Genomic DNA, 24,958 nt, shown 5'->3' on the forward strand with positions numbered 1-24,958 from the left:
GCGGGCCACCACGGTCAGGCGGCCGCGATCAGCAACGCGGCGTTCTGGCCGCCGAAGCCGAAGGAATTGCTCAGGGCCACCTCCACGCGGCCGCCTCGGGCCGCGCCGTGCACGACGTCCACCTCCACCCTCGGGTCGACCTCGGTGGTGCTCGCCGTCGGCGGGATCACCCCGTGGTGCAACGTGAGGGCGGCGAACGCGGCCTCGATGGACCCGGCCGCGCCGAGCGGATGTCCGGTGACCCCTTTGGTGGAGCTGACCCGCACGTCCGGCCCGGCCACCCGGTGGATCACCCCCGCCTCGACGACGTCGCCCTGCGGTGTGGAGGTGCCGTGGGCGTTGACGTACCCGATGTCCCGGCCGGTCAGCCCGGCGTCCCTGAGAGCCGCCCGCACGGCCAGCTCGGCACCCTTGCCCTCGGGGTGAGGGGAGGTGACGTGGTGCGCGTCCGCGGAGGCGCCGTACCCGACCACCCGGGCCACCGGCCGCACGCCCCGGGCCCGCGCGCCTTCCTCGGACTCCAGGACGACGACCCCGGCGCCCTCGCCGAGCACGAAACCGTCGCGGCCCGTGTCGAACGGGCGGGACGCGGTCCCAGGGTCATCCAGCCGCCGCGACAGCGCCCGCATCCTGGCGAACGAGGACAGGTACAGCGGAGTGATCGGCGCCTCCGCGCCGCCGGCCACCACCACATCGGCCACCCCCGACCGGAGCAGCTCCCGGCCCAGGCCGATCGCGCTGGCGCCGGCGGCACACGCCGTGCACGGCGCCAGGCAGGGCCCATGGGCGCCGATGTCGATCGCCACCTGGCCCGCCGCCATGTTCAGCAGCCCCATCGGCAGGGTCATCGCGGACACCTCCGACGGCCCCTCCTCGAGCAGCACCCGGTGCTGCTCCTCCAGCGTCGTGGTGCCGCCCGCGCCCGAGCCGAGGATCACGGCCACCCGGGAGCTGTCCGCCCACCCGCCGGGGGCGAGCCCGGCCTGGGCCAGGGCCTCGCGCGCGGCGACGAGGGCGAACTGGGCGTAGCGGTCCCACTGCCAGGCGCCGCGCAACCCCAGACCGGCCGGATCGAAGTCGGGCACCCGGCAGGCCATGGTGACCGGCAGGCCGTCCAGGTCGGCGTGGCACGCCGCCGTCGGCCTCCCCTCGACCACCCGGTCCCAGTTCTCCTTGACCCCGATACCGGCGGGCGTGACCAGCCCGATCCCGGTGATGGCGGCGGCGAAGCCGGTCATCAGACCGCGGCGCCCTTCTGCTCGGCCAGGGCGATGATGTCCCCGACGACGGCGATCTCGGCCAGCTCCTCGTCGGTGATCACGATGCCCAGGCGTTTCTTCAGCGCGGTGGCCAGCTCGATCTGCGACAGCGAGTCGAGCCCCAGGTCGTCGAAGGTGGCGTCGGGCACCACCGTCGCGGGGTCGAGATCGAAACGGGCGACGAAGACCTCGACGACGGAGTCGTGCACGGAACTCATGGCGTTTCCTCCCGGAACAGGTGAGGCAGGGCAGGACAGGTGAGGCAGGGCAGGACAGGTGAGGCAGGGGGAACAGGTGCGGCAGGGGGAACAGCTGGAACACGCGAAGGACATGGCTCAGTGGACGTGGCTCAGTGGACGGGTTCGGCCTCGACGTCCGGCCACCGCAGCGTGGTCGAGCCCCAGGAGAGGCCGGCCCCGAAGGCGGACAGCAGCACCCGCTGGCCCGGCGCGAGGAGGCCGCGGGCGGCGTAGTCGTTCAGCAGCAGCGGCACCGACGCCGCCAGGGCGTTGCCCACCCGGTCGATGTTCACCGCGACCCGCTCCTCGGGCAGCTCCAGCTCCTCGGCGACCGCCCGCACGATGCGGATGTTGGCCTGGTGGCCGACGAACCAGTCGACGTCCGCCACCGACCAGTCCACGCGCTTGAGGACCGTCTGCGCCGACTGCGTCATCCGCGCGACGGCCTGGGTGTACAGCGGACGGCCCTCCATCCGCAGATACCAGTCCGCGGTCGTCACCGTGTCGTGTCCGAGCCCGCCGTCCGCGGAGCGCTGCCGCGAGCCGCCGGCCGGGATGGCCAGCAGGTCGGCCAGCGCGCCGTCGCTGCCCAGGTCGAACGGGCCCAGCGCGCCCGGCTCTTCCGGCTCGCCTCGGCGCAGCACCACCGCGCCCGCCCCGTCGCCGAAGATCGGCGCGGTGGTCCGGTCCCGCTGGTTCACCAGCGTGGTGAACGCCTCCGAGCCGATGAGCAGGACGGTGTCGGCGGTGCCGGAGTCGATCAGGCCGGAGGCGGTGGCGAGCCCGTACAGGAACCCGCTGCACGCCGAGGTCAGGTCGAAGGCGGCCACCGTGCCGAGGCCCAGCCGGGCCGCCACCTCCGGCGCCACCGCCGGGCACAGCCGCTCGGGCGAGGTGGTCGCCACGACCACCGCGTCCACCCCGGTCACCCCCGCCGAACGCAGGGCCCGGGCGCCGGCCGCCACGGCCAGGCCCCCGGTCGACAGCCCGTCGGCCACGACCCGTCGCTCCCGGATCCCGGTCCGGGTGCGGATCCACTCGTCCGTGGTGTCCAATGTGCGCGAGAGGTCGTCGTTCGTGACCACCCTGGGTGGGAGAAAGCCCCCGATTCCCGCGAGCACCGCCGTCATCGACTCACCCTCCTGATCGCCGCCTCTCACGGCCTGGCGTGGCGTTGGACCAGGCTTGCCGACGCCTCGTCAGGGGGTCAATTGGCCCTTGGTACACCCGGCGCGGCGGTGTACCAAGGGCCAATTGCCCCGCTTGCGGCCCGGTGCGAATCTCGCCGACATGACCACGACACCTTGTGATCTCGCGGGGCTCCTCCCGGCCGACCGGCTGATCACCGACCCGGCCCGGCTGGCCTCCTTCGCCCACGACGAGGCCGCCGGCGCGCCGTACGCCCTCCCGGCGGCCGTGGTGCGGCCGCGTGACACCGGCGAGGTCGCGGCCGTCGTGGCGTACTGCGCCGAACGCGGGGTGCCCGTGGTCGCCCGCGGGGCCGGCACCGGCCTGTCCGGTGGCGCCAACGCCGTGGAGGGCTGCGTGGTCGTCTCCTTCGCCGCGATGGACCGCGTCCTGAGCATCGACCCGGACGAGCGCCTGGCCGTGGTGCAGCCCGGCGTCGTCAACGACCACCTGCGGGCCGCCTGCGCGGCCAAGGGTCTGTGGTATCCGCCCGACCCGGCCAGCGCCCCGTGGTCCACCATCGGGGGCAACGTCGCCACCAACGCGGGCGGGGTGTGCTGCGTGAAGTACGGCGTGACCCGTGACTACGTGCTCGGCCTCGAGGCGGTCACCGGCCGCGGCGAGGTGGTCCGGCTCGGCCGGCGAACCGCCAAGAGCTCGGCCGGCTTCGAACTGGCCGGCCTGCTGGTGGGTTCCGAGGGCACGCTGGGTCTGGTCACCGAGATCACCCTGCGGCTGCGCGGCGAGCGCGCCCAGGAGCACACCGTCGTCGGCTACTTCGACGACCTGCCGAGCGCCGGACGGGCCGTCGCCCACGTGGTGGCCTCCGGCGTCGTCCCCAGCGCCCTCGAACTCGTCGACCGCTACTGTCTGCGCGCCGTCGACGAGTGGAAGAACATGGGCCTCACCGACGGCGGCGACGTGCTGCTGCTGGCCCGCTGCGACGCCCCCGGAGCGGCCGGCCTCCAGGAGGCCGACACGGTCCTGGCCTGCTTCGAGGCCGCGGGCGCCACCTGGAGCGCCCGGTCCGCCGACCCGGCCGAGGCGGACGCCCTGTTCGCCGCCCGCCGGCTGGTCTACCCCGCGCTGGAACGCCTGGGCATGGTGCTCAGCGAGGACATCTGCGTCCCCCGCACCCTCGTCCCCGAGATGCTCGCCCGCCTGGAGCGCACCGCCGAGAGCAACGGCGTACGCATCGCGAGCCTCGCCCACGCCGGGGACGGCAACCTGCACCCGATGCTGGTCGTGCCGCGTGGCGACGAGCGGCAACTGGCCCGGGGCCGCGAGGTGTTCGAGGAGGTCGTCGACCAGGCGATCGCCCTGGGCGGCACGGTCACCGGCGAGCACGGGGTGGGCCTGCTGAAGATGCGCGGCCTGGCCAGGGAGCTCAGCCCGGCCGTGGTGGACCTGCACCGCGGCATCAAGCGGGTGTGGGATCCGGCGGGCATCCTCAACCCGGGGAAGGTCTTCACCGCCTGACGCCCGCCGGGCGGGTGCCCGCCTCGGCGCGCGCACCCGGCAGGCGGCCGGCTAGGGCCCGTCTTCAAAGGGGGCGCCCTGCTCGCGACGCCTGGCACGGCACCTCGCTGCGTTGTCGCAACGCCCGAGTACGCCCAGTACGAGGGCGATGCTCCGCCTTGCGATGCACCGCACCAGACGCCGCTCGCGGCCGGACGCCCCCTTTGAAGACGGACCCTAACACCGGATGGCCGTGTGGTTCTTCTGGAAGGCGTCCACGCGCAGGTCCCGGGTGCGGGACAGATGGCGGATCATCGTCGTGCGGGCCGTTTCCGCGTCACCCCGGCGGATGGCGTCGAGGATCAGCACGTGTTCCTCCTGGCCGGCGCGGAGGGCCTGGTCCAGGTCGTCGACCTGCGTCATCTGCGGATTGTAGATCTGCTGGAGCACGCCGAGCCCGTCGAGCAGCCGGGACATCGTGCCGTTGTGTGCCGCGGCTCGCAGGGCCCGGTGCCACTCGGCGTTGAGCTCGGCGTGTTTCTCCTGGTCCGCGCAGTGTCCGGCCTCGGCGGTGATGCGCTCCAGGGACATCAGATCGCGGCGGGACGCCTGTTCCGCGGCCGCCGCGGCGCAGGCGGACTCGAGGATGATCCGGACGTCGTAGATCTCGCGGATCTCCTCCGGTGTCCGCGTCTTGACGACGTAGCCGCGTATCTCGCGGTTGATCAGCTCCTCCTGGGCCAGGCGGGCGAGCGCTTCCCGTACGGGGGTGCGGGAGACGCCGAGCTTCTTCGCCAGGACGGTCTCCAGGAGGACGGTCCCGGGCGGCAGTTCGCCACCGATGATCATGGCGCGGATGGATTCGTACTGCGCGGCGGCGGAGTCGTAGACGCTCATGTGAAGGTCACCGGTCCACGGGGGGTGTCCACGGTGAAGGAGAGCCTCAGCGGGCCGGTGTCCAGCGGCAGGGCGGTGCCGAGGGCCAGGACGAGGGCGCGGACCCCGTCCGGGTCCGGGGTGCGGGCGGACAGGTCCAGCAGGGGGGTCCGCGGGAGGGCGGCCTCGGTGGGGTGGGCCGATCCGGTCCAGTCGATGAGGAACGGCACCAGGCCGGAGGGGTGCGCGGTGTCGGCGGACGTCAGGCGCCACGTCAGCAGGGTGCCGTCCGGACGGCGGCGGCTCATCGGGGACACCGGCCCCGGGTCGTAGCCCACCGCGTGGGCGTCGGCCACCGCCTTGTCCAGGTCGGGCGGGCTGATGGCCCAGGTCACCGTCCTGGGGCCGGTCAGCCGGTCGATGCCGAAGGGGCGGGGCCGTGGCGGCTCGGGCTGGTCCGCGTCCGGGCCGATGATCTCCAGATAGCCGGAACCGCCCAGTGACACCAGGTAGTTGCGGGTGCCCCGGTCCGGGTGGGCGCCACCGGGGACCGGGTGCACGCCGGTGCGCCGGGCGAAGTCGGCGACCGTGGCCTCGAGATCGGGCGTGGCGAGGACGATGTGGTCGAGGAGCGCGGGATGGGCGTTCATCCCGGCGAGACTACGTACACGCGTGTATACGTTCAAGCCTTGACGTGGGCGAACGCGCCCGGCTACGGTCGGAGCCCAGTCGAGTCCGAGGTCTGATGGGAGGGAGCAGCCGTGAAGTCCGTTGTGTACGGCGCCCCCGTCCGCCTCGTCGGCTTCGCCCGCGCCCTGCGTCGCCACATCGATCTGCTGCGGGTCTCCGGCACGCTCTGTCGCGCCTGACCTCGATCGGGTCCGCCCCCGCGAGGGGCCGGTAGCGTCCCGCCACCGTCCGCGGCACTGTCCCGCGTTCGCGGGGTTCTGACCCGCCATATGGCGTTTTCCGCCCTTTCTTCTCATCTTCCCCCGGCTGCCGCCGTGTGCGTCCGCGCGCTCGGGCGGCCGGCTCGCGATGCCATGTCCTCACCAGGAGTACGACCGTGATATCCAGCAAGAGACGCCTGCTCATCGGGGCCCTGACCACCACCTCCCTGCTGGCCCTGTCGGCGTGCGAAGGCCCCGGCGACCCGGCCGACGGCACCGGTCCCGTCTACTTCGGCGTATCGGCTCCCGTGACCGGCCAGTACGCCGAGTACGGGAAGTTCTACAAGCAGGGCTTCGACCTCGCGCTCGACAAGATCAACGCCGATGGCGGCATCAACGGCCGCAAGGTGAAACTGAAGTGGGAGGACAGCCAGTCCGACCCCAAGCAATCCGTCCCGATCGCCCAGAAGTTCGTCAACGACAAGAGCGTCATCGCCGAGCTCGGCGACTTCTCCAGCCCCGCCTCGATGGCCGCCTCCCCGGTCTACGAGCGGAACAAGCTGGTGCAGTACGGCTTCACCAACTCCTCGCCGAAGTTCACGCTCGGCGGGCAGTACATGTGGAGCCCGGGCATCTCGCAGGCCACCGCCGAGGTCCAGCAGACCGATGAGCTGGCGAAGTTCGGCAAGCGGGTAGCGGTGATCTACCAGAACACCGACTGGGGCAAGCAGGTGTTCGAGATCTTCCGGAAGCGCGCCAGGAAGCTCGGGCTCACGGTCACCTACAGCTCCGCCTACCTCCCCTCCACCACCGACTTCCGGCCACTGCTCATCAAGGCGAGGGATTCGAAACCCGACCTCGTCTACGACATCGGCTACGACAACGACGCGGCGGCGGTCCTCACCCAGGCGCCCAAGGCGGGGGTCACCGCCAAGATCTTCACCGAGCAGCTGACGGCCACGGGCATCGAGCTGGCCGGCAAGAGCGCCGAGGGCGCGCTCACCACGGCCACCTGGTTCCCCAACTCCACCGAGCCCCGGGTCAAGGCGTTCACCAAGGCGTTCAAGGCCAAGTACGGCCATGTTCCCGGCGCCTTCGAGGTGTACGCGTACGACGCGCTGACCCAGTTGGTCCACGCGGCCAAGAAGGGCGGCGCGACCCGGCAGGGCGTGTACCGGGGGCTGAAGGACTCCACCGACCTGCCGAGCGTGCAGTACGGAAAGTTCCGCTTCCAGTCCGACCGCCGTCCCGCCGACCCGCCGGCCCCCGTCGCGGTGATCGTCAAGGACGGCGAACAGGTCCCGGCAAAGGGATGACGGCCGAAGCATGATCGACACACTGCTCGCCGGGATCATCCACGGCAACACCTACGCGCTCGTCGCGATCGGACTCTCGCTGATCTTCGGCGTATCCAATGTGGTCAACTTCGCCCAGGGATCGGTCTTCGCGGCCGGCACCATGTCCGGCTGGTGGCTCATCGCCGAACAGCACTGGCCGCTGTGGGCCGCGATCGCCGGCGTCTGCGCCTTCACCGCCGTCCTGGGCCTGGGCGTCAACCTGCTGGCGGTCCGGCCGCTGTCCAAGGTGCCGCCCATCGCCGCGCTGCTGGCCACGTACGCGGTCTCGGTCATCCTGGACAACCTCTCCCAGCTGGTGTTCGGCCCCGAAACCCGGCGGTTCCCGCAGGCCCTGGACACGCTCAACTTCCATGTGGGGGGCTTCCGCTTCGGCACCCTCGACGTGGTGATGTTCGCGGTGAGCGTCGGCTGCATCCTGCTGCTCGGCGGCTTCCTGAAGTTCACCCGGTACGGGCAGGCCATCCGCGCCACCGCCCAGGACTCCGACGCGGCGCTGCAGATGGGCGTGCCCGTCGGCAGAGTACGCAACCTGTCGTTCATGCTCGCCTCGGCGCTCGGCGGCCTGGCCGGTGTCCTGGTCGGCATGTACAACAGCAACGTCTCGCCCAGCTCCGGCACGGCCGCGGGGCTGACCGCCTTCACCGCCGCGACCCTGGGCGGCCTGGGCAATCTGCCCGGAGCCGTGCTCGGCGGCCTGGCGCTGGGCGTCGTCGAGGCCTTCGGCATCTCGTACTGGGGCGCCGGTGTCGACAACCTCATCGTCTTCGGCGTCCTGCTGCTCGTGCTCTGGCTCCGGCCCGGAGGACTGCTGGGCAAGGTGCCCCTGATCTCCGCCGAGCCGCTGACGGGGACGTTCCTCGGCGGCGGACGGCCCATCCGGCTGAGGTGGTGGCAGGCCCTGGCCCTGGTCGGGGCCGCCGCCGGCGTCGTGCCGTGGGTGGCGGACGACTACCAGCTCACCACCGGCACCCAGGTGCTGATCTTCGCGATCCTGGCGCTCTCCCTCACCCTCGTCTCCGGGTCGGCGGCCCAGGTCTCGCTCGGCCAGGCCGGGCCCATGGCGGTGGGCGCCTACTCCTCGGCGCTGCTCGTCGGGGAACACGGCTGGCCCTTCCTGGCAGGCCTGTTCGCCGGCGGCCTGGCGGCCGCGGTCGTCGGCACCGTTCTGATGTCACCGACGTGGCGGCTCAGCGGCCACTACGTGTCCATCGCCACCCTCGGGATCGGCGCCGTGACCGTGGCCGCCATCCTCAACCTCGACTGGCTCACCCACGGCCCGCTGGGCATCACGGCGATCCCGCCGCCCAGCCTCCTCGGCCACCAGATCATCACGCCCACCGAGACCTACCTCCTCGACCTGGCCGTGCTGCTGGTCGCCCTCGCGATCGTCGTACGGCTGCGGAAATCCGCCCTCGGCACCGTCTGGTCGGCGGTCGGCGCGGACGAGACGGCTCTGCGCGCCTCGGGCCTGCGCGCGGCCGACTACAAGGCGCTCGCCTACGCCGTCGGGGCCTTCCTCGCCGGGCTCGCCGGAAGCCTGCTGGCCCACCAGTACAGCTATCTGGACCCGACGATGTTCGGCCCGGACCTGTCCATGCTCGCCCTGACCATCATCGTGCTCGGCGGGATGAACAGCCCGTTCGGCGCCGTGCTGGGCGCGGTGGTGCTCGTGGGCGCCCCCGAGTTCCTGCGGATGGCGCAGGACGCCAGGCTTCTCACCTACGGAGTGCTCTTGCTGTTGCTCATCCGCTTCCGGCCGCAGGGCCTGTGGGCGAGGCGGGCATGACCGCCGCGCCCCCTCCCCGCCCCGCGCCCGTACTCGAGGTCGCCGGCCTCGCCCGCTCCTTCGGCGCCGTACGAGCCGTGGCCGGCGTCTCCTTCCAGGTCCGGCAGGGCGATGTGGTCAGCCTCATCGGCCCCAACGGCTCCGGCAAGACCACCACGCTGAACCTGCTCGGCGGTCTGCTCACCCCCGACAGCGGCGAGATCCGACTGCACGGGCGCCGCATCGAACGGCTGCCCGCCGAGCGCCGGGCGGAACTGGGCATCGCCCGCACCTTCCAGAACGGCAGGGTCTTCGCGAGCCTGCCGGTCGCGGACAACGTCCAGGTCGGCCAGTACGCCAAGCTGAGGCGCACCCGGCCCTTCCCCCGGCTCCGCCACCTGCCCGTGCTGCGCTGGATCCCCCTGCTCGCCGAGCTGCTGCTGGCCCTCGTCCCCCCACCGGCCGTACGACGCGAACAGTCCGAGGCCGCCGCGCGCACCGAAGCGCAGCTCGCCCGCTTCGGGACACGGCTGCTCCCGCGCGCCGACCACCGCGCGCACACCCTGTCGTACGCCAACCGGCGGCGCACCGAGATCGCCCGCGCACTCGCCCTCGAACCGACGCTGCTGCTCCTCGACGAGCCGACGGCCGGCATGAACCAGACCGAGACGGCCGAAGTGCTGGAGCAACTCCTCGCGTTGAAGGCCGAGGGGCAGACCACCGTGCTGGTCGAGCACAAGATCGACCTGGTGCTGGCGGTCTCCGACCGGGTGATCGTGATGGACGAGGGACAGGTGATCGCCGCCGGGACGCCCGCGGAGGTCCGCGACGACGAGCGGGTCGTCGAGGCCTACCTCGGCCGCCGCCGCGCCCGGCGCGAGGAGGCCTCCCGATGACGGTGACCGGCCCCCCGCTGCTGGAACTCAAGGACGTGGACGTGTTCTACGGCCCCTCACAGGCGCTGACCCAGGTGTCCCTGCGGGTCGGACCGGGCGAGATCGTGTCCCTGCTCGGCGGAAACGCCTCCGGCAAGTCGACCACCATGAAGACCGTCCTCGGCCTGCTGCGGCCGGCGGCCGGCCAGGTCCTGCTGGACGGCGAGCGGATCGACACCCTGCCCCCCGCGGCCCGGGTGCGCCGGGGCGTCGCCTCCGTGCCCGAGGCCCGACGGGTGTTCACCGGCATGACCGTCGAGGAGAACCTGCACATCGGCGCCTTCACCCGCAGGGGGCGCGCCGGGATCCGCGAGGACATCGAGCGCCTCTACACGTCCTTTCCGCGCCTCGCCGAACGCCGCACCCAGCAGGCCGGCACCCTCAGCGGCGGGGAACAGCAGATGCTCGCCTTCGCCCGGGCGCTGATGAGCAGACCCCGGCTGATCTGCATGGACGAACCCACGATGGGGCTGTCCCCGCTCTTCGTCGACCGGGTGCTGGACATGATCGCCGACATCAACCGCACGCTGGGCGTCGCGGTGCTCATCGTCGAGCAGAACGCCGAACTGGCCCTGTCCATCGCCTCCCGCGGCTATGTGCTGCGCACGGGGTCGATCGTGCTGCACGGGCGGGCGGCAGCGCTCCTCGACGACCCGTCTGTCCGCGAGTCCTACCTGGGAAGGGCCACCTGATGACTGGACGACAACCGTTCCGCCTGGGCGTCTTCACCCGCCTGGTCGACGACGCCCCGCCCGCCGAGCTGTACGCGCGGGCACTGGAGCTGTTCACCGTCGCCGAGGAACTCGGCTTCGACACCGGCTGGGTCGCCCAGCACCACCTGCGCGACCAGGGCGGGCTGCCGTCGCCGCTGGTCTTCCTGACGGCCGCCGCGGCTCGCACGACACGGCTGCGGCTCGCCACCGGGATCATCACCCTGCCCCTGGAGAGCCCCTTCCGGCTCGCCGAGGACGCCGCGGTGCTCGACGCGCTCAGCGGTGGACGGCTGGAGCTCGGCTTCGGCACGGGCGGCGGCGACCTCGTGTTCTCCGTCTTCGGCCGGCGTGTGGAGGACCGCCGCGACGCGTACGAACGGGCCCTGCGGGTGGTGCGCGACGCGCTGTCCGGCAAGGAACCCGCGCCCGGCGCCCCGCCCCTCTTCCCACCCGCCGGCACCCTGGGCGACCGGCTCTGGGAGGCCACGTTCGGAACGGCGGGAGCGATCCGCGCCGCGCGGAACGGCAGTGGTCTGCTGCTCGCCCGCACCGCCGTCAGCCCGGTGCCGGACGGGGGGCCCGAGCCGCCCCGCGTAGCCCTCGGCGAGGCGCAGTACCCCCTGGTCTCGGCCTACCTGGAGCACTGGGCCTCGCCGGACGCCGCTCCCCGCATCGGCCTGTCCCGGTCGGTGTACGTGGCGCCGAGCCGCGCGGAGGCGCTGGCGGACGCCGAGGACGGCTTCCGCCGGTTCGCCGCGGCGGCCGGCGAGGCGGCGGCCCGGCGCACCCGGGACGACGCCCATGTCGGCAGCCCCGACGACGTCATCTCCTCGCTCGGCGCCGACCGGCTGCTGCCGCTGGCGAGCGACCTGATCGTCCAGGTCCACTCGGTCGACCCCTCGCAGGAGAAGACGCTCCGGTCCCTGGAGCTGATCGCCACCGAGGTCGCCCCGGCGCTGGGCTGGCGGCCCGGCGGTGACGACGGGACCCCCGCCCCCGCGCGGACCGTCCCCGGGCGTGGCTCCACCACCCCCGATTCCCCCGCGCGGACCACCACCCCCGAGTCCTCCGCGCAGACCACCACCCCCGATACCCCCGTGCAGAAGGGCCACCCACGATGACCACCCGACCCGCAACACCCACCGACCTGATCGACACGCTGCTCGGTGTCGAACCGGGCTCGCCGGTGGCGCGGCTGCGCGCCCTCCGACCGGAGGCGACCCGTCACACGCAGGGCAGCTACGACGCGCTGTTCCCGCCCGCCGCCCCCGCCGGTTCCGTGACCCCCACCGAGCGGTTCGCGGCCGCGTTGCGGGTGGCGGAGCTGCACGGCGACCAGGCCCTGGCCGAGCACTACACCGGGCAGCTGCTCGCGGCCGGGGGTGCGACGAAGGAGCTCGTGACAGCCGTCAAGGACCTCCGACCGCTGCCCCCCGCCACCGAACCGCTGCCCGACCGGCTGCGCGCCGTCCTCGCGCACGCGGACCTGCTGGTCCTGCGGCCCGCGGCGGCCACCCCCGCCGACCTGGACGCCCTGGCCAAGGCCGGGCTCGGGGCGGCGGAGATCATCACGGTGTCGCAGCTCATCGCGTACGTCAGCTTCCAGGTCCGGCTGCTCGCCGGCCTGGCGCTGATCCGGGGGGACGAGCGGCCCGCGCCGGGCCCCGCACGCGGTCCGCTGGACGCGCCCCGGACCGGATTCACGCAGGAACAGCTGGGCTGGACGCCCTGGCTGGAGCCCGTCGCCGTCGAGGAGGTGACGGACGAACAGCGCGCCGTCCTGCCCGGACAGCGCCTGCAGTCCCCGTACTTCCGGCTGCTCGCCCTGGACCCGGCCGTACTCGGTGAACGCACCGCCACCGACAACGGCATCTTCTACACCCGCGGCGGCCTGCCCCGGCAGGAGCGCGAACTCGCCGCCACCGTGACCTCGCGGGTGAACGGCTGCGTGTTCTGCGCGTCGGTGCACAGTCGGTTCGCCTCCCAGCTGAGCAAGCGGGACCAGGACGTGCAGCGGCTTCTGGACGAAGGCGTGGACACCCCGCTGGACGGTCGCTGGCGGGCCATCACGGACCTCGCGGCGGCGCTGACCACGACCCCGCCGACGGCCGACCGCACGCACATCGCCGCCCTGCGCGAGCTCGGCCTGGAGGACCTGGACATCCTCGACGCCGTCCAGGCCGCCGCGTTCTTCGCCTGGGCCAACCGCCTGATGCTCACCCTCGGCGACCCCGAGCCGCCCGCGCATTCCTGAACCGAAGGAGCGACCCACATGCCCACCACCGCCACACCGAACACCACCGGCAAGAGCCGACAGGAAGAGCAGCGGGGAGAACAGCAGGAAGTACAGCAGTTGCTCGCCACCGCCCCCGACCCGCGGCCCGGACTGCGCGCCTACCTCGAGGTCAAGCGCGCCGCGCTGCTCGCCAAGCGCGAGGCCGAACGCGAGGCCGAGCGCGCCGGCTCCGTGACCGGGCCCAACCGGCTGCGAGCCAGGACCAAGGCCGAGGAACGCAGCGGCGTACGGCGCATCCGGATCCGCCACCACCAGATCCTCAGTGATTCCCCGCCCGACTTCGCCGGTTACGACCTCGGGCCCGCCTCGCCCGAGATCCAGCTCGGCGTGCTGTCGAGCTGCCTCACCCACATCTTCCTCATCCAGGCCGCCGACCTGCGGATCCCGCTGGACTCCCTGGAGGTCGAGGTGCAGGCCGACCAGGACCCGCGCGCCGGCCGGCCCGGGTTCGAGCAGGTGCCGATCTACCCGCACAACATCTCGTACACCGTGCACATCACCTCTCCCGCCGGCAAGGCGCGCATCCGCGAGCTGCACGAGACGGTCGAGCGCAAGTGCCCGATCTACAACCTCCTCATCAACCCGCAGCACATCACCGGCCGGGTCGTCCTGACCGGCAGTCCGGAGGAGATATGACGGCTCCCCGCCTACGGCTCGGCTTCCTCACCCACGCGAACGGCCCCGTCGACACTACGGGGCGACGGTGGCGGAGTCGCTGCGCACTCTGGAGCTCGTCGCGACCGAGGTCGCCCCGCTGCTGAACGCCCCCGTGGGCGCGGGAGCGAGCGGGGAGGCCCGCCCGTGACCACCGTGAGCGGTACGGGGACGAGGGCCGCGCCGCCCGGCACCCGGCGGGCCTGGCGACCGTCGGCGCGGAAGACGGATCCCGCCGGTGCGCGGCGGCGCCGCGCCCTCCGGCACGACCCGCTGCCGTGGCTGCGTCCGCTCGGCGTGCTCGCCGTGTGGCAGCTGGCCTCCTGGAACACCTGGATGGATCCGCTGCTGCTGCCCTCGCCCGGGGCGGTGGCGCGTGTCCTGTGGGACTCCGCCGGAGACGGCACGCTCGTCACCGACCTGTCCACGAGCGTCGAGCGCTGGGCCTCCGGCTTCCTGATCGGCGCCTCGCTGGGGCTGCTGCTCGGCTCGCTCGTCGGGCTGTCCGCCCTGTCCGAGCGACTGCTCGACACCTCGGTGCAGATGCTGCGCACCGTGCCGGTGTCGGGCTGCTCAGGGTGGAGCCGGGCGGCGGCGCGGGAGGAGCGCGGCCAGGGCGACCCCGGCCAGCACCGCCGCCCCCGCCGCGGCGTAGGCGGTGTGGACGCCCCGCGCCCCGGCCAGGGCCGGCAGCGCCCCCTTCGCCGCGCCCAGGGAGACCCGGTTGGCGGTGGTCAGCAGGGTCTTCATCCGGCCGCGCATGCGCTCGGCGGCCAGCAGCGACACGAAGGTCACGGCCAGCACCCCGACCACGTTCGTCGCCGCTCCCTCCAGCACCTTGGCGGCGAAGGCCACCGGCGGCGAGGTCGTCACGGCGGCCGTCAGCAGGCAGCCGCCCAGCAGCAGCACCGCGCCGGTGGCCACGGCGGGGATGCGCTCGGGCCGGCCCAGGCGGCCGGAGGCGATGAGGGCAGCGGCGGCGGTCTCCCCGACGAGGGCCGCGGCCCCGTAGGGCCCGGCCCACACCTGGGCCGGCAGCCCCAGGCGTTCGTCGACGTAGGCGACGTAGAGGGTGTCCTTGGCGCCCCAGGCGACGCCCGCGACGGTGTACAGCGCGGCCGTATAGAGGGCCAGGGGGCGGCCGTGCAGATAGCGCAGGCCCTCGTGGAACTGGCGGGTCACGCCCGCTCCGGTGCGCGTGGCGGTGGCCTGGGCCGGCAGGCACAGGGCGTGGAAGGCGACGGCGGTGGCGGCGAAGGTGGCCGCGTCCGCCACGAACACGGCCGGCCCCAGCGTGCCGGCGAGGAAGGGGCCGGCGGCGACCCCGGCGGCGGTGGCCAGCCGGCCGGTGAGCGACATCGTCCCGCTCGCCTTGGCCACGGGCACGGCGGCGCGGGCGGCGGCGGCCGGCAGGAGGCGGGCCAGGGACCCGGAGAGGGCGACCTCCCACGGGGTGCGGACGGCCAGGACCAGGGCGTACCACCAGGCTCCGTAGTGGAGCATGAGCGCGGTGAGGGCGGCCAGCACCGTCGAGGCGGCGACCAGGGCGCGGCGGGCGTCGTGACGGTCCACCAGGACGCCGATCCAGGGGGCGCACACGACGGTGGCGACCAGCGGGATTCCCTGCACCAGCCCGAGGGCGGGTACGCCGGAACGGACCGTCACCAGGTAGGCCACGGCGGCCGCGTTGATCCCCGAGCCGGCCAGCGACACCGCCTGGGCCGCCACCAGCACGCGCAGCCCCGTCATCGCGGCGGCCCGCCCCGGGCGGGGCGGCGGGCGAGGCGGGAGGCCGCGTGGGCGGTGGCGGCGCGGACGGCCTCCCGGGCGGGCAGGCGCCGGCCGTGCAGCGCGTGGGCGAGGGCGGCGGTGAAGGCGTCGCCCGCCCCGGTGGTGTCGGACACCGGGCCCACGTCCACGGCCGGGGTGCGCCAGCAGTCCGCGTCGTCGGGGGTGAGGGCGAGGCTGCCGTCGGCGCCGAGGGTGAGGACCAGCAGGGAGGCGCGGGAGCGGGACCGCAGCGCGCGCAGGAAGCCGGGCAGGTCCCGGCCCCCGAGGCGCTCGTGGCTCATGACGAGGGTGTCGGCGGCGAGGAAGTCCTGGTCGTACGGGTGGTCGGGGCCGCGCACGTCCTGCAGGTCCACCACCACCGGCACGCGAAGACCCCGGGCGGCGGGCAGCAGCGGGCGGGAGAAGTCGAGGTTGCCCAGGACGCACACGTCCGCCCCCGTGGCGGCGGCGCGGAAGGCGGCCGGGTCGAAGGACGCGGCCAGGGCCCCGCCGAGGTCGGTGTTGACCTGGCGGCGGCCCGTGGCGTCCACGAGGACGACGGAGCGCGGGGTGCGGTCCAGGGCCCGGGTGCACAGGCGGGTGCCGACACCCAGGCGGTCCGCCGCGGCCAGCACCGCCCGCCCCGGGGGGTCGTCGGCCAGGGGCGCGAGCAGGTCGACGGCGGCCCCCAGCCGCGCGAGGGCGGCGGCCACGTTGAAGCCCACCCCGCCGACCGCGTCCTCGATCCGGCCGGGCAGGTGGCGCGCGGGGCTGTACGGGTGCGGGAAGCCCTCCACCGGCAGCCGGGTCTGCTGGTTGGCGATGCCGGCGACGACGGCCCTCATCCGCTGCCCTCCAGCGCCCTTTCCCGTATCTCCCGCTCCTCTCCCTCCCGCGGGCCCGGTGCGGCCAGGTCGAGCAGCTCGTACAGCGCGCCACGGGTGCGGTGCGCGGCCTGGCCGGGGTGGCTGACGAAGCGGGGCGCGAGGTCGGCGAGGTCCGGCGGCACCCCCGCGGCCGAGGCGAGTTCGAGCGCCCGGGGCAGTGAGGGCTCGGTCAGCTCGGGCGTCATGGCGCGCAGCGCGTCCACCGGGGACCCGGGGGTGACGGCGCCCGGCCCGGCGGGGACGGCCACCATCGGCCTGGGCCGCAGGGCGAACCGCAGCGCGAGCGAGCCGAAGTCGTACACCGCCAGGTCGGCGGCCGCGTACGCGCCCATCCAGGACTGCCACGGCGGGACGAGGCAGACCGTCTCCGGGGCCGCGGCGAGCGCGCGGGCGAGAGGGGGGCGGGGGCGGCCGCGCGGGCCCCAGTTGTGGGGGTGCGGCTTGAGGACCACGCGGACGTCCCCGGGCAGCCGGCGGGCGCTCCTCAGCAGGGCGGGGCCGTGCCACGCGAGCATCCCGGCGTCGCCCCAGGTGGCCGAGAGCAGCACGAGGAAGTCCTCGGGGGCCACGCCCAGCACGGCCCGGGCGGTGGCGCGGCGCGCGAGGACGGCGAGGAACTCGTCGGTCTCCAGGTCACCGACGACCCGTATCCGCCCGGCGAGCCGGGGGGTGATGTCCTCCGCCCGCTGCCGCCCCTCCTCGCTCGCCTCGAACATGGCGGTGTAGATGGGCTTTCCCGAGCGCAGGACGAAGTCCGGGCCGTAGGTGAAGTCCTGGCCCAGCGCCAACTTGCCCGCGCCCACCCCGTGCGGGACGAACACCCGTGCCGCGGCCCGCGTGAACAGGTGGGCCCCGCCGTGGTTGCCGAAGAGCGCCAGGTCCCACGGCTCGGCGGCCGCGGCCTCGAACGGCACCAGGGGCAGGCCCCAGCGGTCCGCCTCCGCCTCGCAGCCCCGCCCGAAGCGGTCCGGGGCGAGCGTCGCGGCGAAGGACAGCCGGCCGTCGCCCGCCAGCAGCCGGTGCACCCGGCGCAGCGTTCGCAGGGAAACCCGGTTGTGGACGACGTAAAGGACGGCACGTGTCTTCTCCGTCGAGCGGGCGGACGGAATTCCGGCGCCGGGGGATAAACCCACGCGTGTTCCTCTCGATGCCAGGGTGATCGGGCGAGAAGGCAGAGGTTACAACAATCACGCGATGCGGGTTCGACTCCGTTGCCTTTCAAGGAATTTCGGGTGACGGAACACCGGGGATTTTCCGGTGCCGTTTATCAATACGCGCGCGATTCCGGACATCGGCGGATGTTTATCGACGCGCATGCGCGGAAAACCCGTGCCGCGGTCCCGGGGAGAGAGTCCGCTGCCCTTCCCTGTCGTTCGGGCGTTTCGGGTTTCGGGGGGTGTCCGGCCGGGACATCATGAGTGGGTGATTGCTGTCATCGTCGTCGTCTTCGTGCTGGCGGTGGCCTGCTTCACAGCCGCCGCGCGTACCTCCCCCGCCCCGACGGGCGACGCCGTCCTCTCCCGCCGGGCGGGATGGCTGCTCTACGGAGTCGTTCTGGTGGGCCTGGGCCTCTATCTGGTGAACGTGCACCAGGAGCGGACGTGGAGCGACGGCGAGGTCGGGGCGGTGGCGCGGGAAGCGGCCGAGGCCGTCGACGGAGACACGTACAGCAGCGCCCACGCCGTCCGTGACGCGGTGGATGACGCCCTGCGGCGCGCGGCCGAGGGCACGGGCGCCTGGGAGGAGCTGCAGGTGCTCGACCGGGGGCTGGACTTCACGGTCTTCGCCGAGGAGGACGGACCCGCTCACTGCATCCGGGTGACCACGACCAAGGCCACCGTCGTCTCTCCGGGATCCATCGGTTCGGACGCCAGGACCACCGAGGGGGTCCGGGCGTCCGCCACGGTCTCCGGCGGACGGTGTCAGCCGCACGCCGGCGGCTGACCCCTGTCGTAGAGCCAGAAGTTGACCCGCCGGCCCGCCACCGGCCTGCCCGCGAGAGCGGCCGGGGCGAGGAGCCGATGTGGCCGCTTCAGCATCCCGGTCCGCTCGAGAGGTCGTCGCCGCACGCCATGCCGCGTCACTGTACTCGGTGACGGCGCCCCGTGGGCGGGTCACTCGCTGTCGGCGGTGAGCCTGGCGACGACATCGTCGATGTCGAGGTGGCGGTGCTCGGTGCCCGGCTCCACCATCGCCTCGGTCTGCCGCAGGAAGGCGCCGACCGCGGAGGCCTTGACGTCCAGGAGCGCCACCCCGGCGCGTGGCCGCAGGAGGATGCGGAGCGCGTCGGGATGGCGGTGGCGCTGCGGGATCACCACGATGTCCCCGATCCCCGCGGGCCGGTGGAGCCCCTCCGCGAGCAGCGACCGGGCGAAGAACCAGTCGACGGAGAACGGGGTGGGCCTGCCCAGGGACAGGCACACGGCGTAGGGGTCCGCCCTGTCGTACCGCAGCTCTGCGGGCAGCGGCACCGGCGGTGCGCCCGGGACGGTGACGTGGACGTCCACCGGGAAAGTGATCGAGAGTCCGTCGTGAGCACGGGACGGAGAGTGTCCCATCATCGCCCCCTGTCAGCGGCTGTTGGTGCGGTTCGGTCGGTCGGCCCTGGCTCTGCGGCAGGTGCCGAGGACGACCGTACGGCGGACCCGGGCGGACGGGTTGCCGAGGAGCGCACGTGGAATTGTCCGGTGAGGAACCGTCGTGTCCGCTGCTCAGCGGGAGGGCGACACGGGGTCGCCCGGGTCCGGGACGACGGCCCCCTCGGCCGTGTCGAAGGCGTGTGTCACCTCCGGCCGGGTGCCCGGGGCGAGCAGGCGGCGCGCCTGTTCCTCGTGGCGGCGATCGGTGGCCGTGAGCCGGCTGTGGTGCTGGGCGAGGTGTTCCGACCAGGAGGCGACCAGGTAGTTCTCGATGAACCGTGCCGGGTCGTTGCCGTCCTGGTAGAGGCCCCAGGTGAGGGCCCCGGTGCGGCGGCGCGAACGGGCGACGCGGCCCATGCGGGTCACGAACTCGGCCCGGTGCTCGGGGGCGACCCGGTAGGCGACGGAGACCAGCACGGGGCCGTGGGCCGGCCCGGGGTCGAACACCAGCGGGGGAGTGGGCCAGTGGTCGGACGGCGACGGGTCGATGCCCTCCGCGTCGTACAGCGGCCACAGGCGCACGCTGGCCACGCCGAGCAGCATCAGGAGGCTGCCGATCAGCAGGGCGGTGCCGAGCCCGAGCCACCCGGCCAAGGCCCCCCACAGCGGCGCCGCCAGCGCCTGCCCGCCCTGGAAGACCAGGAGGTAGACGGCGAGGCCGCGAGCCCTGACCCAGCCGGGAAGCCGTGTCTGCACGGCCGCGTTGAGGGTGGACAGCACACCGATCCAGGCCAGACCCGCGGGCAGCAGCGCGAGCGTCACCAGCCAGGGGATCCGGACCGTGGCCAGCACCGCCAGCACGCAGGCGAAGACCAGGGCGCCGCCGCCGAGTACGCCGCCCGCGCCGAGGGCGCGGCGGATCCGCGGCAGGGCGAAGGCCCCCGCCACGGCGCCCACCCCCACCGCGCCCAGGAGCAGCCCGTACCCGCCCGAGCCGAGGCCGAGGGAACGGCTCGCGGTCAGCGGCAGCAGCGACCACAGGGCGGCGGCGCCGGGGATGAACAACACCGTGCGCAGGAGGACCCGGCGGACGCCCGGCGCGTTCCACACATAGCGGCGGCCGGCGTACAGGGCGGCCAGCGCCTTCTCGCCCCCGGCGACGGGGCGGGCCGCCGCCGGGCGCCGCCAGAACACGAGCACACCCGCGATGCCCAGGTAGGAGGCGGCGTTGAAGGCGAAGACCCACCCCGAGCCGGCCGCCGCGACCACCGCTCCGCCGAGCGCCGGCCCGAGGGCCCGGGCCAGGTTCATGTTCACCGCGCCGAGCGCGGCCGCCTGGGACAGCCGGTCGCGTGCCACCAGTTCCGGCTGGATCGCCTGCCACGCCGGGCCCATCAACGCGGTGCCGCAGCCCAGCAGGAAGGTGAGGGTGAGCAGCAGGGCCGGGGTGAGCGCGCCCGTGAACGCCAGCGCGGTCAGCGCGCAGGACACCGCGAGCATCGCGAACTGCGCGGTCAGCAGCACCGAACGACGGTCGAAGCGGTCGGCCAGCACACCGGAGGGCAGGGCCAGCAGCACGACGGGGAGACTCGAAGCGGTCTGGACGAGGGTCACCAGAGCCGCGTCGTGCCCGATCAGCAGCCACTGGGCGCCCACCGTCTGCATCCAGCTGCCGATGTTGGAGACCAGCTGGGCGATCCACAGCGCCCGGAAGACGCGCGCCGCGAGGGGCGCCCAGGCGGATTCCGGCTTCGAAGTCGTTCGCGGTGATGGTGCGGGGCTCATCCTGGTCCATGCCGGTGTGCGTTGTGGATGCCATGGCTCTGGCGGGCGGTGGTCGGTGCGGCGGGCGCGGTCGGCCCTGAGGCCGCGGTCGGCCCTGAGACTACGGACCGCGGCCCGGAGGCGTTGCCTGACAGCGCACGGGCTGTGGTCCCGTAGCGCAGCGCGCCAGGGCGGGCCGGAGGCGGCCCCCGCCCATGCGATCCTCACCCGTTCCCCGAGAAGAGTGGTTGCACTCGCTTCCGCCCGTGGGCAGGGTGCCGTGGTGGTTTCGGCCAACACGTGGAGGAGAAGACACAGTGCCCCGGCCCTCGATCGAAGAACACCAGGTGACCGACCGCGAGAGCGGCCCGTACGCGGTCACGGCCGGCCCGGACGGCGCGCTGTGGTACACGCAGGTCCACAGCGGCCGGATCGGCCGGCTCACCCTCGCCGGTGAGCGGACGGACCACCCGCTCGGGCCGGACCGCGGGCCGACGATCATCACGCCCGGCCCCGACGGCGCCCTGTGGTTCACCGAATACCGGGCGCACCGGATCGGCCGCGTCACGACCGCCGGGGTGATCGACGAGTTCCCGCTGCCCACTCCCGACTGCGGCCCGTTCGGCATCGCCCAGGGGCCCGACGGCGCCCTGTGGTTCACCGAGACCACGGCCGACCGCATCGGCCGGATCACCCCCGGCGGGCAGGTCACCGAGTACGAGCTGCCGGTCACCGGCGCGTTTCCCTCCGCGATCACCGCGGGCGGCGACGGCGCGCTGTGGTTCACCCTGAACCAGGCGAACGCCATCGGGCGGATCGACACCGCGGGCACGGTACGACTCCACCCCCTGCCGACGGAGGCCGCGGCACCGGTGGGCATCACCGCGGGACACGACGGCGCGCTCTGGTTCGTCGAGATCGCCGCCGGTCAGATCGGCCGCATCACGACCGAAGGCGACATCACCGAATTCCCGCTGCCCGACCGCCAGGCGCGGCCGCACGCCCTCACCACCGACGCCGAGGGCGCCGTGTGGTTCACCGAGTGGGGCGGCAACCGCGTCGGGACGATCACCCCGGACGGCAGGGTCAGCGAGTACGACCTGCCGACCCCCGGCAGCGAGCCGCACGGCATCGCCCTCGGCCCGGACGGCGCGCTGTGGACGGCGCTCGAGATCGGCGCCCTCGCCCGTATCGCCCGTATCGGACGGTGAGGCCTCCGCGCGGGGCGCACGCCGCGCGCCGCGCCCCGCGGGGGCCTCACGATATGCGGAGTGACTCGGTCCGTTAGCCTGTGGCGGTCATCGCGCGGAAATCCATGGCAGAGGACCCGAACAATGCGCCACCACATATCCGGACTTGGGCGAATGGCTGTCTCCGCAGCCGCGCTCGCCGTCGCCCTTACCGCCTGCTCCGGTTCGGGATCCACGTCCGGGGGCGGAGGCCGGGGCGGATCGGATTCCACGGGCGAAAGCGCCGCCGCCGAGGACGAGTCGTCCACGTCGGCCGGCGTCATCTCCCTCACAGCGGCGCGGGGAGTCCTGCTCCACTACGCGAAGGTCAACAACGAGGCCAACGCCGTACAGGACCCGAAGAAGATCGCCCAGGTGGAGGGCGGCGCGCTGCTCCAGCAGAGTCAGGCGACCTTCACCCAGTTCTCCGCCTGGTCGGAGAAGGAACAGAATTCCTACAAGGTTCCCTTTTACTACCCGGTCGAGGGCGCCCACTTCTACATTCCCCGCAAGGGCGCCGAGAGCGTCTTCTGGGTCGACACCCGGGTCACCGGCAAGAACATCGGCAAGGACCGCCGGCGACTGATCGCCTTCAAGCGCGACAAGAGCGGTCAGGGCGCCGCCTGGAAGGCGGTGGCTGTCGGAGAGCTCGGAAAGAAAACGCCGGAGATCCAGCGCGACCGCGACGGATTCGCCTCGGTGCTGGGGGCGTCGGACCGGGTGGGAAACACCGAGCTCGACGATCTGCGCGGGCTGTCCCAGGACTTCTACCTGACCGGCGGCAAGAAGGCGGGCAGCAGATTCACGGACACCTCGGCGGTGAAGGACTGGAAGAGGGATTACGCGAAGCGCGCCGACTTCCCCGACGGCTGCGTCAACGGCACCTACAACCCGGGCCGCACCGCCGCCGAGACGGTCTACGGCCTCAGGACCACCGACGGCGGCGCCGTGGCCCTGTACGACTTCGGGGTCGACTACGTGAACTGGGCGAAGACCGACGGCCTGCAGTGCGAGGCCGTCATGCGCATCGACAACATGCCCGCGGTCACGGACGTCTACCTGGACGGCAGGACCACCTCGACCCGCCTGACCCGCTCCGACTCCCTGATGGCCATGGCCGTCGTCCCGCCGTCCGGCAAGCGGGTCCGCGTGACCGGGTACAGCTTCCAGCTCATCAACGCCAAGGGCTAGCATGTCGATCTTCCGCATCGGTGAGCCCTGAGGAGTACCAGTGAGCCGCCACCTGGTTTCGATCGTCACTCCCGTGCACGGGCCCGCCGTGTCCCTGCTGCCGGAAGCATACGAGTCGATCCTCCGGCAGGAACTCCCCGACGGCTGGGAGTGGGAATGGCTGATACAAGAGGACGGCGAAGGCGTCCACGCCGCCGCGCACCTGCCCGGCGGCGACCCCAGGATCTCCATCGACTCCTCGCGCCGCGGCGGCCCCCAGGTGGCACGCACCATGGCCTTCGCCCGCAGCTGCATGTCCGGGGAGAGCGAGTACATCAAGGTCTTCGACGCGGACGACCTGATGGCGCCGGGCGCGCTCGCCCGGGACATCGACATCCTGAGCCGTCGTCCCACCGTGGGATGGACCACGTCGCGCGCGCTGGACCTGCTTCCGGACGGGTCGACCGTGGGCTTCGACGGAGACCCCGAACGAGGCGTCCTCCCGGCCGGCAGCGTCTGGCGGTACTGGCAGGACAACAAGCGGGCGCAGGTCCACCCCGCCACGCTGTGCGCCCGCCGAGAACTCCTGCTGGTCCTCGGCGGGTGGATGGCGTTGCCGGCGTCCGGCGACACCGGCCTGCTCCTCGGCCTCGACGCCCTGGCCGACGGCTGGTTCCACGACGAGGTCGGCCTTCTCTACCGGAAGCACCCCGACCAGATCACCCAGCACCCCTCCCACTCCCGGGGACCGGAGTGGGAGGCCCGCATGCACATCATCGAACACCACACCCGCGCCCTCCGCGACATGCTGCGCCCGCGCGGGCAGGCCTGTTCCACCGCCCCCTGAGGGCCCGTCAGGGGAAGGTCAGAGTCCGGGCGAGCAACGTCACCAGCACGAGCACCGTGGGGAACAGGGCGAGGAACATGGCGAAGGTGTAGCCCATGATGTCCCGCGCCTTCAGACCGAGGATCGCGAGGGTGGGGAGCATCCAGAACGGCTGGAGCAGATTGGCGCTGGCTTCGCCGAGGTCGTACACCACGACCATCCACCCCTGGTTCACATGGAGCTCGTTGGCCGCCCCCAGGACATAGGGCGCCTCGACCACCCACTTGCCACCGCCGCTGGGCACGAACACACCGAGCACACAGCTGTAGATGGCGATGAGGGGCGGATAGAGGTACTCGTTCGACACCGACACCAGCCAGTCCGCGATGGTCTGGTGCAGCCCGGTGAAGGCGATCATCCCGAAGATGCCGCCGTACAGCGGGAACTGCAGCAGCACACCTGAGGCGGCCGGCGCCCCCTCCTTGAAGGCGCGGGCGAGGTGCACGGGCCGCCAGTGCAGGATGAGGGCCAGCAGGATCAGGATCAGATTGACGGTGTTCAGGTCCAGCGCGTTGAGCGGGTTGCCCTTGGCCTGGGCGAAGTGGCGGACGAGATACCACACGCCCAGAACGAACAGCGCGATCGTGAGGGTCGGGCTGAACTCGACCCACTCGCCGGGGCGGCTGCGCCGGGAGTCCGGGCTGTTCGTGCGGAGTCCGGGCCCGAGATCGATGCCGAGGCGCTCCGCGGTCATCGCCCGCTCCGGCGACGGGGCCAGGAACCAGGCCATGGTGACCGCGACCGCGAAGACCACCGCGGTGGCCACCACGCCCTGCCAGAGGAAGATGGTGTCGGTCAGGGGAATGACCCCGCTGCCACGCCCCTCGGCGATGATCTCCTGTACGGCGGCGGGGCTGGACACCGCGCTGGCCACCTGGAGCGCGGCCGACCCCGACAGGCCCTGGGCCCAGACCGTGCCGAGGCCGAGGAAGGCCATGGCTCCGATGGCGCGGTAGTCGACGCCGGCCAGCCGGCGGGCGATCTCCTTGGCGAGGATGGCGGTGAAGACGAGGCTGAAGGCCCAGTTCACATACGCCGTGGC

23 protein-coding genes are annotated in these 24,958 nt (G+C 73.1%); 12 read left to right on the forward strand and 11 right to left on the reverse strand.

From position 1 onward, the window contains the following. Positions 1–14: 14 nt before the first annotated feature. The 3 genes from ABFY07_RS04145 to ABFY07_RS04155 all read right to left on the reverse strand — a co-directional run bounded on the left by ABFY07_RS04145 (position 15) and on the right by ABFY07_RS04155 (position 2,628). Positions 15–1,238, reverse strand: coding sequence for a beta-ketoacyl-[acyl-carrier-protein] synthase family protein (locus ABFY07_RS04145; RefSeq protein WP_346173093.1), 1,224 nt, complete (start codon positions 1,236–1,238; stop codon positions 15–17). Then, entirely contained in the window at positions 1,238–1,477 is a 240-nt protein-coding gene (locus ABFY07_RS04150; RefSeq protein ID WP_346173094.1) for an acyl carrier protein, read from the reverse strand. Before ABFY07_RS04150 ends, ABFY07_RS04145 begins: the two co-directional genes overlap by 1 nt. 131 nt (positions 1,478–1,608) lie before the next feature. Further along, positions 1,609–2,628: a beta-ketoacyl-ACP synthase III gene (locus tag ABFY07_RS04155; protein WP_346173095.1), complete on the reverse strand. Its 1,020-nt coding sequence runs from the start codon at positions 2,626–2,628 to the stop codon at positions 1,609–1,611. Positions 2,629–2,788: 160 nt separating this feature from the next. Between ABFY07_RS04155 and ABFY07_RS04160 the strand changes: the two genes are divergently transcribed. Then, the gene (locus tag ABFY07_RS04160) at positions 2,789–4,165 is read left to right on the forward strand and encodes an FAD-binding oxidoreductase (protein WP_346173096.1); all 1,377 of its coding nucleotides are present in this window, start codon (positions 2,789–2,791) and stop codon (positions 4,163–4,165) included. A 216-nt stretch (positions 4,166–4,381) separates the two neighbouring features. Here ABFY07_RS04160 and ABFY07_RS04165 read toward each other — a convergent pair whose 3' ends face one another. Together ABFY07_RS04165 and ABFY07_RS04170 are read right to left on the reverse strand one after the other, a co-directional pair. After that, a complete protein-coding gene (locus ABFY07_RS04165) occupies positions 4,382–5,041 on the reverse strand; it encodes a GntR family transcriptional regulator (protein WP_346173097.1) in 660 nt (219 codons plus the stop codon). Then, complete coding sequence (locus ABFY07_RS04170; protein WP_346173098.1) at positions 5,038–5,670, reverse strand: VOC family protein; 633 nt, start codon at positions 5,668–5,670, stop codon at positions 5,038–5,040. The genes ABFY07_RS04165 and ABFY07_RS04170 overlap by 4 nt, the downstream gene beginning before the upstream one ends. A gap of 416 nt (positions 5,671–6,086) precedes the next feature. Between ABFY07_RS04170 and ABFY07_RS04175 the strand changes: the two genes are divergently transcribed. The 7 genes from ABFY07_RS04175 to ABFY07_RS04205 are packed head-to-tail and all read left to right on the forward strand — an operon-like array spanning position 6,087 to position 13,613. Further along, entirely contained in the window at positions 6,087–7,226 is a 1,140-nt protein-coding gene (locus ABFY07_RS04175; RefSeq protein ID WP_346173099.1) for an ABC transporter substrate-binding protein, read from the forward strand. Positions 7,227–7,236: 10 nt separating this feature from the next. Then, positions 7,237–9,054, forward strand: a complete 1,818-nt coding sequence (locus tag ABFY07_RS04180) for an ABC transporter permease (protein ID WP_346173100.1) — start codon at positions 7,237–7,239, stop codon at positions 9,052–9,054. Continuing rightward, positions 9,051–9,929 carry an ABC transporter ATP-binding protein gene (locus ABFY07_RS04185; protein WP_346173101.1) on the forward strand — a complete coding sequence of 293 codons (879 nt, stop codon included), beginning with the start codon at positions 9,051–9,053 and terminating at the stop codon, positions 9,927–9,929. The genes ABFY07_RS04180 and ABFY07_RS04185 overlap by 4 nt, the downstream gene beginning before the upstream one ends. Beyond that, a complete protein-coding gene (locus ABFY07_RS04190) occupies positions 9,926–10,660 on the forward strand; it encodes an ABC transporter ATP-binding protein (RefSeq protein WP_346173102.1) in 735 nt (244 codons plus the stop codon). Before ABFY07_RS04185 ends, ABFY07_RS04190 begins: the two co-directional genes overlap by 4 nt. After that, entirely contained in the window at positions 10,660–11,802 is a 1,143-nt protein-coding gene (locus ABFY07_RS04195) for an LLM class flavin-dependent oxidoreductase (RefSeq protein ID WP_346173103.1), read from the forward strand. The genes ABFY07_RS04190 and ABFY07_RS04195 overlap by 1 nt, the downstream gene beginning before the upstream one ends. Continuing rightward, positions 11,799–12,935, forward strand: a complete 1,137-nt coding sequence (locus ABFY07_RS04200) for an alkylhydroperoxidase domain protein (RefSeq protein WP_346173104.1) — start codon at positions 11,799–11,801, stop codon at positions 12,933–12,935. The genes ABFY07_RS04195 and ABFY07_RS04200 overlap by 4 nt, the downstream gene beginning before the upstream one ends. Positions 12,936–12,953: 18 nt before the next feature. After that, the gene (locus tag ABFY07_RS04205) at positions 12,954–13,613 is read left to right on the forward strand and encodes an OsmC family protein (RefSeq protein ID WP_346173105.1); all 660 of its coding nucleotides are present in this window, start codon (positions 12,954–12,956) and stop codon (positions 13,611–13,613) included. A gap of 591 nt (positions 13,614–14,204) precedes the next feature. On the opposite strand, the gene ABFY07_RS04210 is transcribed toward ABFY07_RS04205, so the two are convergent. Genes ABFY07_RS04210 through ABFY07_RS04220 form a run of 3 tightly spaced genes read right to left on the reverse strand, consistent with a single transcriptional unit; the run spans position 14,205 to position 17,421 of the window. Then, positions 14,205–15,380: an MFS transporter gene (locus ABFY07_RS04210; RefSeq protein WP_346173106.1), complete on the reverse strand. Its 1,176-nt coding sequence runs from the start codon at positions 15,378–15,380 to the stop codon at positions 14,205–14,207. Further along, positions 15,377–16,246 carry a carbohydrate kinase family protein gene (locus ABFY07_RS04215; protein WP_346173107.1) on the reverse strand — a complete coding sequence of 290 codons (870 nt, stop codon included), beginning with the start codon at positions 16,244–16,246 and terminating at the stop codon, positions 15,377–15,379. Before ABFY07_RS04215 ends, ABFY07_RS04210 begins: the two co-directional genes overlap by 4 nt. Beyond that, complete coding sequence (locus ABFY07_RS04220; RefSeq protein ID WP_346173108.1) at positions 16,243–17,421, reverse strand: hypothetical protein; 1,179 nt, start codon at positions 17,419–17,421, stop codon at positions 16,243–16,245. Before ABFY07_RS04220 ends, ABFY07_RS04215 begins: the two co-directional genes overlap by 4 nt. A gap of 289 nt (positions 17,422–17,710) precedes the next feature. Between ABFY07_RS04220 and ABFY07_RS04225 the strand changes: the two genes are divergently transcribed. Beyond that, positions 17,711–18,232, forward strand: a complete 522-nt coding sequence (locus ABFY07_RS04225) for a hypothetical protein (protein WP_346173109.1) — start codon at positions 17,711–17,713, stop codon at positions 18,230–18,232. Positions 18,233–18,402: 170 nt separating this feature from the next. Here ABFY07_RS04225 and ABFY07_RS04230 read toward each other — a convergent pair whose 3' ends face one another. Both ABFY07_RS04230 and ABFY07_RS04235 read right to left on the reverse strand, forming a co-directional pair. After that, positions 18,403–18,795 carry an SsgA family sporulation/cell division regulator gene (locus ABFY07_RS04230; protein WP_346173110.1) on the reverse strand — a complete coding sequence of 131 codons (393 nt, stop codon included), beginning with the start codon at positions 18,793–18,795 and terminating at the stop codon, positions 18,403–18,405. Between the two features lie 204 nt (positions 18,796–18,999). Continuing rightward, positions 19,000–20,652 (reverse strand): MFS transporter, encoded by a 1,653-nt coding sequence (locus ABFY07_RS04235; RefSeq protein ID WP_346173111.1) that lies wholly within the window; start codon positions 20,650–20,652, stop codon positions 19,000–19,002. Between the two features lie 296 nt (positions 20,653–20,948). On the opposite strand from ABFY07_RS04235, the gene ABFY07_RS04240 reads away from it, so the two are divergent. The 3 genes from ABFY07_RS04240 to ABFY07_RS04250 all read left to right on the forward strand — a co-directional run bounded on the left by ABFY07_RS04240 (position 20,949) and on the right by ABFY07_RS04250 (position 23,877). Then, positions 20,949–21,842 carry a Vgb family protein gene (locus tag ABFY07_RS04240; protein ID WP_346173112.1) on the forward strand — a complete coding sequence of 298 codons (894 nt, stop codon included), beginning with the start codon at positions 20,949–20,951 and terminating at the stop codon, positions 21,840–21,842. A 153-nt stretch (positions 21,843–21,995) separates the two neighbouring features. Continuing rightward, positions 21,996–23,051, forward strand: coding sequence for a DUF8094 domain-containing protein (locus ABFY07_RS04245; RefSeq protein ID WP_346173113.1), 1,056 nt, complete (start codon positions 21,996–21,998; stop codon positions 23,049–23,051). 40 nt (positions 23,052–23,091) lie between these two features. After that, on the forward strand, positions 23,092–23,877 hold the full coding sequence (locus ABFY07_RS04250; RefSeq protein WP_346173114.1) for a glycosyltransferase family 2 protein: 786 nt from the start codon (positions 23,092–23,094) through the stop codon (positions 23,875–23,877). A 7-nt stretch (positions 23,878–23,884) separates the two neighbouring features. Here the strand turns inward: ABFY07_RS04250 and ABFY07_RS04255 are convergent. Continuing rightward, positions 23,885–24,958: TIGR00366 family protein (locus tag ABFY07_RS04255; RefSeq protein WP_346173115.1), on the reverse strand; the 1,074-nt coding region annotated here is incomplete at its 5' end.

It is taken from the genome of Streptomyces sparsogenes subsp. cuspidosporus (assembly GCF_039532705.1).
In the GTDB taxonomy this organism is placed as follows: domain Bacteria; phylum Actinomycetota; class Actinomycetes; order Streptomycetales; family Streptomycetaceae; genus Streptomyces; species Streptomyces sparsogenes.

Bases quoted from the DNA above. Each gene is read 5' to 3' on its own strand.
- ABFY07_RS04210 (WP_346173106.1), bottom strand. From the start codon at position 15,380: ATGACGGGGCTGCGCGTGCTGGTGGCGGCCCAGGCGGTGTCGCTGGCC.
- ABFY07_RS04170 (WP_346173098.1), bottom strand. From the start codon at position 5,670: ATGAACGCCCATCCCGCGCTCCTCGACCACATCGTCCTCGCCACGCCC.
- ABFY07_RS04205 (WP_346173105.1), top strand. From the start codon at position 12,954: ATGCCCACCACCGCCACACCGAACACCACCGGCAAGAGCCGACAGGAA.
- ABFY07_RS04155 (WP_346173095.1), bottom strand. From the start codon at position 2,628: ATGACGGCGGTGCTCGCGGGAATCGGGGGCTTTCTCCCACCCAGGGTG.
- ABFY07_RS04160 (WP_346173096.1), top strand. From the start codon at position 2,789: ATGACCACGACACCTTGTGATCTCGCGGGGCTCCTCCCGGCCGACCGG.
- ABFY07_RS04235 (WP_346173111.1), bottom strand. From the start codon at position 20,652: ATGAGCCCCGCACCATCACCGCGAACGACTTCGAAGCCGGAATCCGCC.
- ABFY07_RS04215 (WP_346173107.1), bottom strand. From the start codon at position 16,246: ATGAGGGCCGTCGTCGCCGGCATCGCCAACCAGCAGACCCGGCTGCCG.
- ABFY07_RS04245 (WP_346173113.1), top strand. From the start codon at position 21,996: ATGGCTGTCTCCGCAGCCGCGCTCGCCGTCGCCCTTACCGCCTGCTCC.
- ABFY07_RS04190 (WP_346173102.1), top strand. From the start codon at position 9,926: ATGACGGTGACCGGCCCCCCGCTGCTGGAACTCAAGGACGTGGACGTG.
- ABFY07_RS04180 (WP_346173100.1), top strand. From the start codon at position 7,237: ATGATCGACACACTGCTCGCCGGGATCATCCACGGCAACACCTACGCG.
- ABFY07_RS04195 (WP_346173103.1), top strand. From the start codon at position 10,660: ATGACTGGACGACAACCGTTCCGCCTGGGCGTCTTCACCCGCCTGGTC.
- ABFY07_RS04200 (WP_346173104.1), top strand. From the start codon at position 11,799: ATGACCACCCGACCCGCAACACCCACCGACCTGATCGACACGCTGCTC.
- ABFY07_RS04150 (WP_346173094.1), bottom strand. From the start codon at position 1,477: ATGAGTTCCGTGCACGACTCCGTCGTCGAGGTCTTCGTCGCCCGTTTC.
- ABFY07_RS04165 (WP_346173097.1), bottom strand. From the start codon at position 5,041: ATGAGCGTCTACGACTCCGCCGCCGCGCAGTACGAATCCATCCGCGCC.
- ABFY07_RS04145 (WP_346173093.1), bottom strand. From the start codon at position 1,238: ATGACCGGCTTCGCCGCCGCCATCACCGGGATCGGGCTGGTCACGCCC.
- ABFY07_RS04185 (WP_346173101.1), top strand. From the start codon at position 9,051: ATGACCGCCGCGCCCCCTCCCCGCCCCGCGCCCGTACTCGAGGTCGCC.